This is a genomic window from Microbacterium sp., assembly GCF_029263575.1.
In the GTDB taxonomy this organism is placed as follows: Bacteria; Actinomycetota; Actinomycetes; order Actinomycetales; family Microbacteriaceae; genus Microbacterium.
This window is the reverse complement of the sequence record NZ_JAJUFV010000071.1, coordinates 1-15263: the sequence shown is the minus strand read 5'-3', so window position 1 is coordinate 15263 and position 15263 is coordinate 1. Positions and strand designations below refer to the sequence as shown.

17 protein-coding genes and 1 pseudogene are annotated in these 15263 nt (G+C 66.4%); 10 read left to right on the top strand and 8 right to left on the bottom strand.

The window, feature by feature from the left end; translation table 11 throughout:
• The 3 genes and pseudogenes from Q1J95_RS08950 to Q1J95_RS08940 all read right to left on the bottom strand — a co-directional run.
• Nucleotides 1–394 (bottom strand): annotated as a pseudogene (locus tag Q1J95_RS08950) (alpha-ketoacid dehydrogenase subunit beta); the annotation flags it as partial.
• Complete coding sequence (locus Q1J95_RS08945; RefSeq protein WP_300267167.1) at nt 391–1524, bottom strand: thiamine pyrophosphate-dependent dehydrogenase E1 component subunit alpha; 1134 nt, start codon at nt 1522–1524, stop codon at nt 391–393. The pseudogene Q1J95_RS08950 and the gene Q1J95_RS08945, both read right to left, overlap by 4 nt.
• Nucleotides 1525–1533: 9 nt before the next feature.
• Nucleotides 1534–2634, bottom strand: coding sequence for a histidinol-phosphate transaminase (locus tag Q1J95_RS08940; protein WP_300267166.1), 1101 nt, complete (start codon nt 2632–2634; stop codon nt 1534–1536).
• A gap of 61 nt (nt 2635–2695) precedes the next feature.
• Here Q1J95_RS08940 and Q1J95_RS08935 point away from each other — a divergent pair, with 61 nt between their 5' ends.
• The 3 genes from Q1J95_RS08935 to Q1J95_RS08925 are packed head-to-tail and all read left to right on the top strand — an operon-like array spanning nt 2696 to nt 3733.
• Entirely contained in the window at nt 2696–2902 is a 207-nt protein-coding gene (locus Q1J95_RS08935) for a ribbon-helix-helix protein, CopG family (RefSeq protein ID WP_300267165.1), read from the top strand.
• Between the two features lie 14 nt (nt 2903–2916).
• On the top strand, nt 2917–3279 hold the full coding sequence (locus Q1J95_RS08930) for a type II toxin-antitoxin system death-on-curing family toxin (protein WP_300267164.1): 363 nt from the start codon (nt 2917–2919) through the stop codon (nt 3277–3279).
• Between the two features lie 55 nt (nt 3280–3334).
• The gene (locus Q1J95_RS08925) at nt 3335–3733 is read left to right on the top strand and encodes a phage holin family protein (protein WP_300267163.1); all 399 of its coding nucleotides are present in this window, start codon (nt 3335–3337) and stop codon (nt 3731–3733) included.
• 3 nt (nt 3734–3736) lie between these two features.
• On the opposite strand, the gene Q1J95_RS08920 is transcribed toward Q1J95_RS08925, so the two are convergent.
• On the bottom strand, nt 3737–5011 hold the full coding sequence (locus Q1J95_RS08920; RefSeq protein WP_300267162.1) for a hypothetical protein: 1275 nt from the start codon (nt 5009–5011) through the stop codon (nt 3737–3739).
• Nucleotides 5008–5271 (bottom strand): hypothetical protein, encoded by a 264-nt coding sequence (locus tag Q1J95_RS08915; protein WP_300267161.1) that lies wholly within the window; start codon nt 5269–5271, stop codon nt 5008–5010. The genes Q1J95_RS08920 and Q1J95_RS08915 overlap by 4 nt, the downstream gene beginning before the upstream one ends.
• A 138-nt stretch (nt 5272–5409) precedes the next feature.
• On the opposite strand from Q1J95_RS08915, the gene Q1J95_RS08910 reads away from it, so the two are divergent.
• Together Q1J95_RS08910 and purB are read left to right on the top strand one after the other, a co-directional pair.
• Nucleotides 5410–5925 (top strand): low molecular weight protein-tyrosine-phosphatase, encoded by a 516-nt coding sequence (locus Q1J95_RS08910; RefSeq protein ID WP_300267160.1) that lies wholly within the window; start codon nt 5410–5412, stop codon nt 5923–5925.
• A 22-nt stretch (nt 5926–5947) separates the two neighbouring features.
• Entirely contained in the window at nt 5948–7330 is a 1383-nt protein-coding gene (gene purB, locus Q1J95_RS08905) for an adenylosuccinate lyase (protein WP_300267168.1), read from the top strand.
• Nucleotides 7331–7351: 21 nt separating this feature from the next.
• On the opposite strand, the gene Q1J95_RS08900 is transcribed toward purB, so the two are convergent.
• The 3 genes from Q1J95_RS08900 to Q1J95_RS08890 form a co-directional block, all read right to left on the bottom strand.
• On the bottom strand, nt 7352–7738 hold the full coding sequence (locus Q1J95_RS08900) for a hypothetical protein (RefSeq protein WP_300267159.1): 387 nt from the start codon (nt 7736–7738) through the stop codon (nt 7352–7354).
• Entirely contained in the window at nt 7735–8385 is a 651-nt protein-coding gene (locus Q1J95_RS08895) for an acyl-CoA synthetase (protein WP_300267158.1), read from the bottom strand. The genes Q1J95_RS08900 and Q1J95_RS08895 overlap by 4 nt, the downstream gene beginning before the upstream one ends.
• An 82-nt stretch (nt 8386–8467) precedes the next feature.
• Complete coding sequence (locus Q1J95_RS08890; protein WP_300267156.1) at nt 8468–9289, bottom strand: sulfurtransferase; 822 nt, start codon at nt 9287–9289, stop codon at nt 8468–8470.
• 214 nt (nt 9290–9503) lie between these two features.
• On the opposite strand from Q1J95_RS08890, the gene Q1J95_RS08885 reads away from it, so the two are divergent.
• The 5 genes from Q1J95_RS08885 to Q1J95_RS08865 form a co-directional block, all read left to right on the top strand.
• Nucleotides 9504–10619 carry a LacI family DNA-binding transcriptional regulator gene (locus Q1J95_RS08885; RefSeq protein ID WP_300267155.1) on the top strand — a complete coding sequence of 372 codons (1116 nt, stop codon included), beginning with the start codon at nt 9504–9506 and terminating at the stop codon, nt 10617–10619.
• Nucleotides 10606–12231 carry an FAD-dependent oxidoreductase gene (locus tag Q1J95_RS08880; protein WP_300267154.1) on the top strand — a complete coding sequence of 542 codons (1626 nt, stop codon included), beginning with the start codon at nt 10606–10608 and terminating at the stop codon, nt 12229–12231. Before Q1J95_RS08885 ends, Q1J95_RS08880 begins: the two co-directional genes overlap by 14 nt.
• A gap of 55 nt (nt 12232–12286) precedes the next feature.
• A complete protein-coding gene (locus Q1J95_RS08875) occupies nt 12287–13588 on the top strand; it encodes a sugar ABC transporter substrate-binding protein (RefSeq protein WP_300267152.1) in 1302 nt (433 codons plus the stop codon).
• Between the two features lie 6 nt (nt 13589–13594).
• Nucleotides 13595–14566 carry a carbohydrate ABC transporter permease gene (locus Q1J95_RS08870; protein WP_300267150.1) on the top strand — a complete coding sequence of 324 codons (972 nt, stop codon included), beginning with the start codon at nt 13595–13597 and terminating at the stop codon, nt 14564–14566.
• Nucleotides 14556–15263 (top strand): carbohydrate ABC transporter permease (locus tag Q1J95_RS08865; RefSeq protein WP_300267148.1); only part of this gene is annotated, 708 nt, incomplete at its 3' end. The genes Q1J95_RS08870 and Q1J95_RS08865, both read left to right, overlap by 11 nt.

Genomic DNA, 15263 nt, shown 5'->3' with positions numbered 1-15263 from the left:
GGTGGTGCTCGACGGCACCGATGTGGCCGCCGTAGGGGATGCGAATCACGATCGGCATCGACAACGCACCCTCGTGCCGGTTGGTGAGCTTCGCCAGCTGCGTGGTGATCTGGTCGAACGCGGGAAACACGAACCCGTCGAATTGAATCTCGATCACGGGGCGGAATCCGGCCATCGCCAGCCCGATCGCCGTGCCGACGATCCCTGATTCGGCCAGCGGCGTGTCGAGCACGCGCTTCTCGCCGAAGTCGCGCTGCAGATGCTCGGTGATGCGGAACACACCGCCGAGCTTGCCGATGTCCTCACCCATGAGAAGCACGCGCGAGTCGTCTTCCATCGCCTTGCGCAGGCCCGCGTTCAGCGCCCGGCTGAAGGGCATCGCCTCAAGAGTCATGCGTGCGCTCCCGGCTGGTCGAAGGATGCTTCGTACTGCGCGCGCCAGGCGCGCTGCTCGTCCATGAGCGGATGCGGTTCGCTATAGACGTGGTTGAAGATCTTGTCGGCGGGCGGTGATTCGAGGGCCAGCGTGCGAACGCGCAGGTCTTCTGCAACGTCGGCGGCTTCGGCATCCACGTCATCGAAGAGCGCCTGCGCAGCACCCTTGCCCTCGAGGAAGGCACGCATGCGGATGATGGGGTCGCGAAGCGCCCACGCCTCTTCTTCATCGCTGCCGCGATACTTGGTCGGGTCGTCGCTCGTGGTGTGCGCGCCGAGCCGGTAGGTGTCGGCCTCGATCGCACGCGGGCCCTGGCCGGAACGGGCATCGTCGAGGGCCACCCTCGAAACCGCGTAGCTGGCGAGCACGTCGTTGCCGTCGACGCGGACGCTGTCGATGCCGTAGCCCGCGCTGCGCTGAGCGAACGGAACGCGCGTCTGCGTCGAGACCGGAACCGAGATCGCCCACTGGTTGTTCTGCAGGAAGAAGACGGTCGGGGCCTGGTAGCTCGCGGCGAACACCATGGCCTCGTGCACGTCGCCCTGACTGGAGGCTCCGTCACCGTAGTAGACGATCACGGCCTCATCGCGTTCGGGGTCGCCCGTGCCGCTCTTGCCGTCGAAGTTCAGGCCCATCGCGTAGCCGGTGGCGTGCAGCGTCTGCGAGCCGAGCACAAGCGTGTACAGCCGCGTGTTGCCGTTCTTCGGATCGGCCGGATCCCAGCCGCCATGCGAGATGCCGCGCATGAGCTTGATGATGCCGATGGGATCGACGCCGCGAATGCGCGTGACGGCGTGCTCACGGTACGACGGGAACAGCGTGTCCTGTGGACGGGCGGCTCGGGCCGAGCCGACCTGAGCCGCCTCTTGCCCACGGCTGGGTGGCCACAGCGCGAGCTGCCCCTGCCGCTGCAGGTTGGTCGCCTGGTTGTCGACGGCACGGATGATGACCATGTCGCGGTAGAACTGCTCGAGCTCGGCGTCGCTGATCGCATCGATCAGCGACAGATACTTCTCGGCGGCAGGACTCGGCGCGAAACGGCCATCCGCTTCCAGAATGCGGACGAGATCGTTTTCCGGAAAGGTCACCGTTCCACGCTATCCGAGCTCGGGCTGGGAAAGCTGGAGGGTCTGCACAACGGATTCTGCAACCTGTAGGACCTTCTCCACGGATTCATGCTCACCGACGGATATACGGATGCCGTCACCCGAGAACGGGCGGACGACGATGTCGGCCGCCACGAACGCCTCGACGACCCGATCGGTGTGCTCGCCGGTGGGAAGCCACACGAAGTTCGACTGGGTCTCGGGGACGTCCCAGCCCTGAGCGCGGAGAGCGGCGCGCAGCGTGGTTCGACGCTCGACGATCACGGCGACGCGCTGCATGAGCTCGGCCTCGGCATCGAGGCTGGCGATCGCTGCAGTCTCAGCGGCGGCGGTGACCGACAGTGGCACAGCGGTCGCCCGTGCGGCGTTCAGCACCGTGGTGTGTCCGATGGCGTATCCGACGCGGAGTCCGGCAAGGCCGTATGCCTTCGAGAAGGTGCGCAGCACGACGACGTTCGGATGCGCCTCATAGACCCGCGCGGCAAGCCCATCGATGGCGTCTTCTGCCGTGACGAACTCGGCATATGCCTCGTCGAGAATGACCAGCACGTCGGCGGGGACGCGCGTGATGAAGGCGTCGAACTCGGCGGCCGTGATGATCGGGCCAGTGGGGTTGTTGGGCGTGCACAGAATGATCGCGCGCGTGCGCGCTGTGACGGCATCCGCCATCGCGTCGAGATCGTGACGGGCATCGGCGGTCAGCGGAACCTGCACGCCCGTCGCCCCGGCGACGAGCGGCAGCCCCGGGTAGGCCTCGAAGGAGCGCCAGGCGTAGACGACCTCATCGCCGACGGATGCCACGGCCTGCACCAGTTGGTACAAGATCGCCACGCTGCCGCTGGCGACATGCACCTGATCAGCCGTGACACCGTGGCGCCCGCCCAGCCGCTCGCGCAGCCGGGCGGCCGTGGCGTCGGGGTAACGGTTCATCGGGGTCGCTTGCGCCAGTGCATCAACGACCGAGGGCAACGGCTCGAAGGGGTTCTCGTTGCTGGAGAGTTTGAACGCATCAGGGCCCGCCTGCTTTCCCTGCTTGTACGGCGCAAGGGCGGCGATCTCCGGACGGATGCGGGGAAGAATCGACTCAGTCACGATCTTGAGTCTACGAGCGTTCGCCTCCGACGCCGAGAGGTCTGAGTGGTACCATTTTGGTATGGCGATGAATGTGCGACTTCCTGAAGAGCTCGATGCCCGCATCGATGCCATCGCGCGCGAACGCCACATCTCGAAGCACGCGGTTCTGATCGAGGCGGCGACGCGTTTCGCCGACGCCGAATCCAAGACCGCTCGGGTGCTCGACATCGCTGATGAGATTTCTACCCGTTACGCCGAGACCATCACACGCCTCGAAGACGCATAACGACCTGGCCACGCATGACCGAGTACATCGAACCGGAGCAGGCACTCGCCGTCATCGCGAAACTGGGTCTGCATGTCCGCGATGCAGGACTCCTGTTCTCCGCGCTGGCGAGACCGTCTGCAAGCATGTTCGGCGTCGACGCCTACCCGACATTCGAGCACAAGGCGGCTGCCCTCATCAGCTCGCTGGCGCAGAATCGCGCGCTGTTCGACGGCAACAAGCGACTCTCGCTCTTTCTGTCATTCATCTTCGTCCGGCTCAACGGATTCGAGCTCGCGTTCACGAACGACGAGGCGTTCGATCTCGTGCTGGCCACGGCACAGGGCGAGATCGACCTCGACGAGATCGCCGCGGCGTTTCGCGCACGCATCCGCTGAGCACACCAGCACCTGCTAACCCAAAGACTCGACGTCGTGCGACACTGGATGCACCATGCGCTTCATCATCCGAGTCGTCGTCAACGCCTTCGCCCTGTGGGTGGTGTCGTTGATCCCTGCGCTTCAGGTCGACATCACGGCGTTCGCCCCCGGCGAGACGCTGCAGTTCGTTCTCACGCTGCTCGCGGTCGGCGCGATCTTCGCCCTCGTGAACACGATCATCGGCACGGTCATCAAGATCGTCGCCTTCCCCCTCTACATCCTCACGCTCGGGCTCATCGGCTTCGTGATCAACGGGTTCCTGCTGTGGCTGACGGCGTGGATCACCTCCGGCTTCGGGTGGGGTCTGTCGGTGGGCCACTTCTGGTGGGGCGTGCTCGCCGCGATCATCATCTCGATCATCAACGCGGTGTTCGGCGGCATCCTGCGCCCGCAGAAGAAACAGCGCCGCTGAGGCTCACTCGCGCCGCGCCACATACTCCGTCGATTCGACGGAGACGGCCTCCGACAGCTTTCCCGTCTTGTCATGCCATGCCTCCAGGCGCACATCGCCGGACTCATCCGCGATCTCGGCCGTCTCGACGTAGTTCTCCATCTGGTGTTCTCCTCCGGGCCAGTCAAGGGGGTCGGCGTCACGGCTGATGATGACGCTTTCGGGCGCCCCTGTGCCGCTCGGCAGTCCCCCACCGGCAAGGCGCGTCACGAAGTCATCGTCGTGCAGCAGTTGAATGAGCAGCTGGTCGTCACCCACGGCGAATGTCGTCGGGCTGCCGGCGGTCACCACCACCGGCACATCGAACTCGCTCTGCGTCGCGAAGTACCCGGCGTTCATCGCCGCCTGTGAATGCGCATAGATGTGCACCTCGTCGCCCGGTTCGGCGCCAGCGGCCTTCAACGCCTCCTCCATCGCGGCATACGACGCCGACTCCGTTCGCTCCAGATAGAGGTCGCCGTTGGATCTCACCGGGTCGAACGGTTCATCGCGATCCAACGTGAGCTGCGTGCCTTTCGAGTAGACGACGAACTTCTTCGAGCCGTCGGCCATCGTGTACTTCTCGACTTTGAGCTGAGCGCCGTCGCCGTCGGGAAACCGTCGAAGAGCCTCGGCGAGCCCGTTCGGAGGTCCGGCGGGCGCCGCCACCCGCCCGGGTGTGACCGACACGGGCCCGCCGCTGCCCGAGAGCTTCGTGCCCGGCGGCAGGACGCCGAGGCGCGTCTTGCCGACGAGCGTCGTCAGCCCCAGCAGCACCGCTCCCCAGAGCGAGCCCATGTAGGGGAACTCGTCGGGAAGCAGCTGGTGCGCCTCACCCTGCTTCCAGTGCGCGATCAGCAGCTGCTCCATCACCGTCACACGCGGGTCGGACTCTTCGAGCTCGGTGATCCTGTCGAGCAGCGAATCCGGCGCCGCCTGTCCTTGAACCGCCAGCCCGGCGAGTTCGACTTTGCGTTCGACAAGCTCATACACGTCTGCCATCAGCAGCGTGTTCTCGGCCGTCTCCACGCATTCATCGTGGAGCGCCTGCACGCGATCGCCCCCGGCAGACAATGCGACGGTGTCGACGCGGCTGCTGAAGCCGGGCTCGTTGATGATGACCCAGTACGCCGAGCGGATGGCCGTGACCGCATCGGCATACTTCGGCGCCAGGCGTCGGATGCCGTTCGCCACGGCGCGCAGCGCCTCTGGGTCGACCTCGATCGCGCCGCCGTGTGTGATGTTGATGTCGTCGCTCATGCGCCTGCCGCCGCCTCGATCTCCCACTTACGGCTGCTGAGCTGACCACTCTCTGCCGCCGTGCGGTCTTTGAACGTCTGAAGCTGCTCGTGCAGAGCCCGCACCCCGTCGGCTTGCCAGTTGCTCGCGTCGATCAGCGGAACGAGCCCGACACCGGCGTCTTCCAGCGCGCTGATCGCCTCAGAGACGGACTGTCGTGCCGCGTACCAGGCCCACAGGTTGTCCGAGGTCCACACCCCGGCAGAGTCGATGTTGAACATGCATCCACCCTGCTCGCCCGCTCCCGGCGGCCATCGCCTGGAAAGCCCGATCCGTGGATAGCTGCGCGTCGTTCAGATCGGTGCAGAACAAGCACATCTCGACTGTGCAAGATGTGCTCTGGCATGCAGAATGGACGCGTGACCTCGTCGGAACCCTTCCGCGTCATCTTCGTATGCACGGGCAACATCTGCCGCTCACCCATGGCAGAGGTGGTCCTCCGCGACCTCGCAGACAAGCAGGGACTGGGCTCGCGCCTCATCTCATCCAGCGCGAGCACCGGCGAGTGGCACGTCGGCGAGCGTGCCGACCAGCGAACGCTCGACGCACTCGAGTCGCGCGGCTATGACGGCTCGCTGCACCGTGCGCGGCCCTTCACCGCGGCCACCTTCGCCGAGAACGATCTCGTGGTGGCGCTCGATCGTACGCACGAGCGCATTCTGCGGGAGTGGGCCCGCACCGACGACGAAGAGGGCAAGGTCACTCTGTTGATGTCGTTCGACCGCGACGCCGACAGTATGGACGTCCCCGACCCGTACTACGCCGACACCGCAACGTTCGATTACGTGCTCGCTATGATTGAGACCGCGACCCGGGGCCTGTTTCGACAGCTCGAACCTGCCCTGCGTCCCAGCCGCATCCCGCCCCGACTCTGAGGGCCCGATCAGGAGGATTCCCCTGACTTCCCCGAACGCTTTCCCCGTCCAGCCGCTGAGTCCTCTCGATGGGCGATACCGCGCCGCCGTCTCGTCGCTGGGCGACTATCTGTCTGAGGCGGGGCTCAACCGGGCTCGCGTCGAGGCCGAGGTCGAGTGGTTGATCACGCTGACCGACCGATCATTGTTCGAGACCGCACCGCTCGCCGACGATGTCAAAGAGAAGCTCCGCTCGCTCTACCGCGACTTCGGCCAGGCCGAGATCGACTGGCTCGCCGAGAAAGAGGCCGTGACCCGCCACGACGTCAAGGCGGTCGAGTACCTCGTGCGCGATCGTCTGTCGACCCTGGGCCTGGATGCGATCGCCGAGCTCACCCACTTCGCGTGCACGAGCGAAGACATCAACTCCGTCTCGTATGCGTTGACGGTCAAGCGCGCGGTCGAGAGCGTCTGGTTGCCGGCGCTGGATGCCGTGATCGCGAAGTTGCGCGAACTCGGCGAAGTGCATGCGGATGCGGCGATGCTCAGCCGCACGCACGGCCAGCCCGCGACGCCATCGACCATGGGCAAAGAGCTCGCCGTGTTCGCGTGGCGCCTGGAGCGCGTGCGCGCGCAGATCGCGGCATCCGACTACCTGGCGAAGTTCTCGGGCGCGACCGGAACATGGTCGGCGCATCTCTCCGCCGACCCGGATGCCGACTGGCCGGCGATCTCTCGCGAATACGTCGAGGGCCTGGGGCTGGGCTTCAACCTGCTCACCACCCAGATCGAATCGCACGACTGGCAGGTCGAACTGTATGACCGGGTGCGTCATGCCGGCGGCATCCTGCACAACCTCGCCACCGACATCTGGACCTACATCTCGAGCGGCTACTTCACGCAGATCCCGGTCGCCGGTGCCACGGGCTCGTCGACCATGCCGCACAAGATCAACCCGATCCGCTTCGAGAACGCCGAGGCGAACCTCGAGATCTCCGGCGGGCTGCTCGCCACGCTGTCGCAGACGCTGGTCACCTCGCGCCTGCAGCGCGATCTGACCGATTCGACCACGCAGCGCAACATCGGCGTCGCGTTCGGGCACTCGCTGCTCGCGCTCGACAACCTGCGCCGGGGGCTCGGGGAGATCTCACTCGCCCGCGACGTGTTGCTGGATGACCTCGACCACAACTGGGAGGTCCTCGCGGAGGCGATCCAGACCGTCATCCGCGCGGAGGTCACCGCGGGCCGCTCGACGATCAGCGACCCGTACGCGCTGCTGAAAGAGCTCACGCGCGGTCATCGTGTCGGAGCCGCCGAGCTGGCCGAGTTCGTGGCGGGCCTCGAGATCGGGGAGGCCGCGAAGCAGCGTCTGCTCGCGCTCACGCCCGCGACGTACACGGGTATCGCCGAGCGCCTCGCGAAGTAAGCGCGCGGCGGGCTTTCCCCGTCAGGATGCCGCGGGGCCGGTGCCGTCTTCCTCGTCGGATGCGGTGTCTGCGGGCGCAGCATCCGACGACGCGTCGCCGTCTGCTTCTTCGTCGTACAGCACGGGACGCTCGATCGTCGTGTTCTGGTACTCGCGAGGGTCGACCGCGAGGATGAGCATCGACATGATCAGCAACGTCACGATGAACGCGCCGCCGCCGACGACGAGTCCGAGCATGACGGGGGTGAGACCGTCGTACGTGCCGTTGGCGATCGCGATGTTGACACGCGAGGTGAATGCGCCGGTCGATACCAGCGTCACGACGGCGGCGAAGATGCCGCAGATGAGGGCGATGCCGAGCAGGTGCAGCGGGCGCAGCAGCTCTCGACGCTTGGCCTTGTCGCTCACGTGGCTCCTCCTGTCTCGACGGCCGCGCTCGAAGCGGCATCCGGCGTCGTGTTGTGGTTCGATGCCGCGACGCGGCGCGGTGAGAATCCGGCGATCGCGAGGAAGACGGCGACGATCGCGGCGTAGCCGCCGAACATGCCGACCGCGAGGATGATGCCGGTGAGCGTCAGCTCGCCCGCCCCCTCGACGGAGTACGACAGGTTGTAGCCGACCGGGATGACCAGCAGCACCAGCGCCAGGATCAGCCCCAGCGCGCCGATCGTGATGGCGTCTTTGGCGGCCGGCTCGCTGCGGCGAGCGCGCAACCCGACGAGCAGTTCGATGAGCCCGGATGCCGCGGCCCACACGATAACGACGATGAAGAACATCGCGTCTGTGCGCCAGGAGGGCACACTGCTGCAGAATCCGGCGAGCAGGTCGACGACGGCGAGCAGAATGAACGGCCACCGCGAGCCGGCGGGCACCGCGAGCCAGGCCCCGAGCACGAGCGCGACGGCGCTCATCGCCACGAATCCACCGAACACGGCGAAGCCGACAGCCGCCGAGTGGTCGGGGGAGAACGTGATCATGAGCGCTGCGATGGCCGCGAAAAGGGCGCGCAGCAGCTGCACATGACGCACGGTGAGGGTGCGGGCGGGGGCAGACATGACGATTCCTCGGTTCTCCGGGATGATGCCTCCAGTCTACGCGTGGCAGCGAGCATGAACGCCCGGGTCGGCGGCCCCGCTCCTACGCGCCGGTGGCTATCGGCCGGCCCGGTGTGTTCGACCACTGACTCCACGAACCGGGGAACACCTTCGCGTCGATGCCGAGCTCGGCCAGCACCAGCGCGGTGTGCGCGGCCGTCACGCCCGAGCCGCAGTACGCGGCCACGGGTGTGCCTTCTGCGACCCCCGCGTCGGCGAAGGCCTGCCGCACCTCGTCGAGGTCGCGCAGCGTGCCGTCAGGGGCGAGGTGCGTCGTGGTCGGCAGGTTCACGGCGCCCGGAATGTGTCCGGCGACCGGGTCGAGCGGCTCGCTCTCGCCTCGAAAGCGCTCGGGGGCGCGCACGTCGAGCAGCACTCCGGTCTCGGGGAATGCCGCCGCCTCGTCGATCGTGAGGGTGCCGCGTGTGATGTCGTCGAGCGTGACGGTGCCGGCGGAGAACTCGACCGATCCGGCTTCGACGTCGCCACCCGCTGCCTGCCAAGCCGCCCAACCTCCATCGAGCACCCGAATGTCCACACCGCCCTGTCGCAGCAGCCACCAGGCGCGGGCTGCCGCCGCTCCCCCGGCATCGTCGTAGGCCACGACCACGTCGCCGGGGTCGAGCGACCAGCTGCGTGCGGCATCCTGCAGCTGCTGAGTGGTCGGGAGCGGATGCCGCCCCTCGTCAGCGCGGCCGGGGCGAGACAGCTCGGTCGGCAGGTCGACGTAGACGGCTCCGGGGATGTGGCCCTCGAGATACTGCTCGCGCCCGTCGTCTCGGCCGAGCTGCCAGCGCACATCGAGCACACGCGCGCCCGCAGCGATCAGATCAGAAAGTTCTCGTGCACTCACCAGATGCGACATGACTACAGGCTACGACGAGAGAGGCGTTGCCACACCTGCATGCGTGGCGTGCTCCGACCCGGATAATACGAATTTGCGGATGCCTCGAGCCTCTGGCCGTTGTGCGCACTGTTGCTCGCATCGCGTAAATAATGCGCATTATCACCTTGACGCTCTGAGCGAGCACAGCAGAGACTGCTTTCGCATCACCGGAGCGCCAGATCGAGGAGGATCGATGCCGCGTCACCGTTTCACCCAGGCCGATGTCGCCGTCATGGCCGGCGTCAGCCAGTCGACCGTGAGCTTCGTGCTCAACGGCAACGCCCCCATCGGCGTGCGTATCTCAGAGGAGACGCGCAAACGGGTGCTCGATGCGATTCACATCACCGGGTACTCGGCCAATCCGGTCGCTCAGCGCCTGGCCGGCGGACGCAATCAGATCCTCGGCGTCTTCACGTATGAGGCGACTTTCCCCCGCGGCGGCCGCGACTTCTACGGCGCTTTTCTCGTCGGCATCGAGCATGCCGCTGAGCAGCTCGGCGTCGACATGCTGCTGTTCACCTCGGCTCGCGTCGTTGACGGGCGCCGCCAGCTCGCCCGTGACGGCTGGCAGCGCCTCGGCATCGCCGACGGATGCCTGCTGCTGGGCCAGCACGAAGATCGCGGCGAACTGCAGCATCTGCTCGATACGAACTACCCCTTCGTCTTCATCGGCAAGCGCGTCAGTGAAGGGCGGATGCTGCCGTACATCGGCGCGGACTATGAATCAGCCACCGCGCGGCAAGTCGAGCGTCTCATCGCACTCGGACACACTCGCATCGGATACGCCGGTCCGCAGTCGAGCGACCAGCCGACGCTCGACCGGGTCGAGGGCTACCGGCAGGCGATGCGCGCGCACTCTCTGCCGCTGCGCTTCGTCGACGTGCACGATGTGCCGGGGGCGGCGGAAGAGATCGCCGAGCGTCGTTTGACGGCGATTCTCGTCGCGCCCGAGAACTATCCCGAAGAGCTCGCCGACGCGCTCGAGCAGCGCGGGCTGCGAGTTCCTGCGGACGTGTCGATGCTCCTGCTCGGTCAGCCGCTGCATCCCCGCCCGGGCGAGCGCCGCTGGTCCGGCTTCGCGGTTCCGCGCGAAGAGATGGGCGCACGCGCGCTCGTGCTGCTCTCGCGCATCGTCGACCAGGAATCGCGCACACCGAAGTCGCCTGAAGGCCGGATGAAGAACGCCCCCGTCCTCGACGATGCCGACTATCACCAGATGCTCGACTGCCCCGACATCGACGGCGAATCCCTTGCACCCGCACCTACCACCACTGAGATCAAAGAAGGAAACATTCGTGACCACGCGTGAACTGACCACCGACGTTTTGATTGTCGGCGCCGGCCTCGGCGGCGTCGCAGCCGCTCTGGCTGCTGCCGATCGGGGCGCGCAGGTGATCCTGACCGAGGAGTACGAATGGATCGGCGGGCAGCTGACCTCGCAGGCCGTGCCGCCGGACGAGCACCCCTGGGTTGAGGAATTCGGCATCACAGCCCGCTATCGGGCTCTGCGCGACGGCATCCGCGATGTGTATCGTCGCCGCTACCCGCTGATCGATGACGCCCGCCGGATCGACGCGCTCAACCCGGGTGCGGGCTGGGTATCGAAGCTCTGCAGTGAGCCACGCATCGCCGTCGGCGTGCTGGAGGAGATGCTGGCGCCGCACCGCTCCACCGGCCGCATCCGGTTCCTCGCCCGCAGGCGGCCCGTCGCCGCCACCGCCGAAGGCGATCGGGTCACGAGTGTGACGCTGTCGTCGGAGATCGGCGAAGACGACGTCACCGTCCGCGCCGGCTACGTGCTCGATGCGACCGAGACCGGCGAGCTGCTGCCGCTGGCCGGCATCGAGTACGTCACCGGATTCGAGTCGCGCGCCGAGACCGGCGAGCCCAGCGCCCCCGAGGTCGCGCAGCCGGCCAACATCCAGGCGCTGAGCATCTGCTTCGCTGTCGAGCACGTCGATGGCGGTCACACGATCGCCAAACCCGCGGACTACGACTTCTGGCGTGAGTACATGCCCTCCGCGTGGCAGGGCGAGCGGATGCTGTCCTGGACGGCCCCGAACCCGCGAACGCTCGAACTGAGCACGCGAGAGTTCGGCCCCAACCCCGGGGACGACGCCCTCGCCGTCGACGCCGACCAGTCACGCAACGCCGGAGATTCGAACCTGTGGATCTTCCGCCGCATCGCCGCGCGCGACCTGTTCGAGTCGGGCTTCTACCAGAGCGACATCTGCCTCGTGAACTGGCCGAGCATCGACTACTTCCTCGCGCCGGTTCTCGACGAACCGCGCGACGTCGAGCTTGAGCACTACGCGGCGGCCCGCCAGCTGAGTCAGTCGATGCTGTACTGGATGCAGACCGAGGCTCCCCGCCCCGATGGCGGCACGGGCTTTCCGGGGCTGCGTCTGCGCCCCGACATCATGGGCTCAGACGACGGTCTCGCCCAGGCTCCCTACCACCGCGAGTCGCGCCGCATCCGTGCCCTCACCACGATCACCGAGAACGACGTGTCGTACGAGATTCGCGGCGACGCCGGGGCGACCCGGTACGACGACTCGGTCGGTGTCGGCATGTACCGCATCGACCTGCACCCCTCCACCGGTGGCGACACCTATATCGACGTGGCGTCCACGCCGTTCGAGATTCCCCTGGGCGCCCTGATCCCGCAGCGCGTGACCAACCTGCTCGCGGCGAACAAGAACATCGGCACGACGCACATCACGAATGGCTGCTACCGGCTGCACCCCGTCGAATGGAACATCGGCGAGGCCGCCGGTCATCTCGCCGCGCTGTGCGTGGCTGAGGGCACGACGCCGCACGAGGTGCACGCCGATGCCGCCAGACTCGCCGCGTACCAGGCCGAGCTCGACGCGACCGGTGTCGAGCGGCACTGGCCAGAGGGACGCGTGTATGCCTACTGATCGACCATCCCGAATGAACACCCGAACGACCACACAGCAGAAAAGGAGAGACACCATGAGCATCCCGAAAGCGCGCAGACGCGCTCCGCTCGCCATCGGCGCCGGCATCGCAGCCGTCGCCCTCACCCTCACCGGTTGCAGCGGATCGAACGAGGCAGAGACGCCCGACGGTCCGGTTGAGCTGCGCATGACCGTCTGGACGGCGGATGAGACACAGCTGGCCATGTTCCAGGAGATCGCCGACGCGTACATCGCAGAGAACCCCGACCTCGTCTCGGAGGTCACCTTCGAGCCGATCCCGTTCGAGGAGTACACGACCAGCGTCACAACCCAGCTCGCCGGAGGCAACGCACCCGATCTCGCCTGGATCCTCGAGAGCTACGCACCCGAGTTCGTGCAGAGCGGTGCGCTCGTCGACATCGCCCCGACGCTGAAAGAGACCGAGGGCTACGCCTACGACGACCTGCTGGATTCGTCGCTGGCGCTGTGGCAGCAGGACGACGGCCTGTTCGCGTACCCGTTCTCGAACAGCCCGTTCGCCATGTTCGTCAACACCGATCAGCTCAGCGCCGCCGATCAGCCCAACCCGGCCGACCTCGTCGCCTCGGGCGAGTGGAACTTCGATGCGGCGCGCGACATGTCTGCTGCGGCATCCGAAGTGTCGGGCAAAGAAGGCCTCGTGGTGCGCGATTTCGACTACCAGGCGTGGGAGAACCTGTCGTCGGTCTGGAACGGCTGGGATGCGGCGCCCTGGAGTGAGGACGGCCAGCAGTGCACCCTCGCCGACCCCGAGATGGTCGAGGCGATGACGTGGATCCATGACGCGATCTTCACCGACGGCGCGATCCCCGGGCCCGGAGTCACAGCAGACTTCTTCGCCGGCGACGCCGCGATGACGATCACCCAGATCAGCCGCGCCTCTTCCCTCGACGACTCGTTCGCGTGGGACATCGTGCCGCTGCCGAGCGGGCCGGAAGGCCAGCAGAACGTGATCGGCCAGGCCGGCATCGGAGTGTTCGCGAACGCCGCGAATCCGCAGGTCGCCGCCGACTTCCTCGCGTACTTCACGAATCCGGAGAACGCAGAGAAGCTCGCCACTTACTTCCCGCCGCCGCGTGAGTCACTGCTGACCGCCGAGACGCTGGGGGCGGCGAACCCCAAGCTGTCGGAAGAGCAGCTGCAGGCGGTCGTGGTCGAGGGCATTCAAGATGCCGTGACCAAGCCGACGCACGCCAACTTCGCGAAGCTGCAGGACACGGTTCGCGCAGAGCTCGACGCGCTGTGGACGGCGGATGCCGACGTCGAAGCCGTTCTGGAGAGCACCTGCTCGACAATCACCCCGCTGCTGGAAGGCTGAGCCCGTATGACCGACACCGCCGTTCGCGCGACGGCCGAATCCGCGGGGCGGAGGGGACAGAAGCGTCCTCTCCGCCCCGCGGGCGGGCGCCCGCGCTCCACCGCGCTGGCACGGCGCGACTGGGTCGTCGCCTACACAATGATCGCGCCGGCTGTGCTCGGTGCTCTCGCTTTCGTCATCGCACCGCTGATCGCGGTGTTCTGGTTCTCGCTGCACGACTGGAACGTGCTGGCGAACACCTTCGTATTCTCGGGCACCGAGAATTATGAGCGGATGCTGGCCGACCCGGGGCTGCACAACTCGCTGCTGGTGAGCCTGTGGTTCTCGATCGGCCTGGTGGTGTTGAACATCACCCTCGCGCTGCTGCTGGCCGTGATGCTGAATCAGAAGCTGCCCGGCACGACCACGTTCCGTGCGTTCTTCTTCTCCCCCGTCGTCGTGTCGCTGGTCGCCTGGACGATCGTGTGGAGCTTTCTGCTTCAGGCAGACGGTGGCATCAACGGATTCCTCTCGCTGATCGGCATCGAAGGGCCTAACTGGCTGCGAGGTGACTTCACGGCGATGCTGTCGGTGATCATCGTGCAGGTGTTCAAGAACGTCGGCATGAACATGATCCTGTTCCTCGCCGCGCTGCAGGGCGTGCCTGAGGAGATCATGGAAGCCGCCCGCATCGACGGCGCTGGCGCCTGGCGGCGCTTCCGCTCGGTCACCCTGCCGATGATCAGCCCGACGATCCTGCTCGTGTCGATTCTGACGATCGTCGGATCGCTCGAGGTGTTCGCGCAGATCGCCGTGCTCACCGGCGGCGGACCCGGCAACTCCACGACCGTGCTCGTGTACTACCTGTATCAGCAGGCGTTCCGCTTCAACGACTTCGGCTATGCCAGCGGCATCTCAGTGCTGCTGTTCATCATCGTGCTGATTCTCACACTCATCCAATGGCAGACCCGAAAGAGGTGGGTGTTCCATGAGAACTGATGCCCCGCTGAAAGATCTCGAACCCATCGACACCACGGCTGTCGTGACCGGCTCCTCCGCCCCCGTTCGTCGCGTGCGCGCCGGAACGTCACGAGCGAAGCGGCGGTGGGTGTCGATCGGGCTCATAGTCCTGCTGGCTGTCATCAGCATCCCGTTCATCTTCCCGACCTGGTGGATGGCGACGTCGAGCCTGAAGCCGATGAGCGAGATCCTGCGGAAGGTTCCGACGCTCTGGCCGGAGAACCCCAGCTTCGCGGCGTACGGCGAGGTGTTTCAGCTGCAGCCGTTCGCGCAGCAGTACTGGAACAGTCTCTACATCGCCGCGATCGTCACGATCGGCACCATGCTGGTGGCGGCCATGGCCGGGTACGCATTCGCGCGGATTCGCTTTCCCGGCGCCAACGCCCTGTTCCTGATCGTGCTGGTCGGACTCCTCGTGCCCAGTGAGGTGACGATCGTTCCGCTGTTTCGTCTCGTGAACGGCTTGGGGCTGATCGACACGCACTGGCCGCTCATCGTGATCCCGATCTTCGGGGCGCCCGCGGTGCTGTCGATCTTCATCATGCGTCAGTTCTTCTTGGGTCTTCCGACCGAGCTGGAAGAAGCCGGGCGCATGGACGGGCTCGGCCGCTGGGGAATCTTCTGGAGAATCGCATTTCCGCTGTCGCGCTCGGCGCTCGCGGCGGTGGCGATCTTC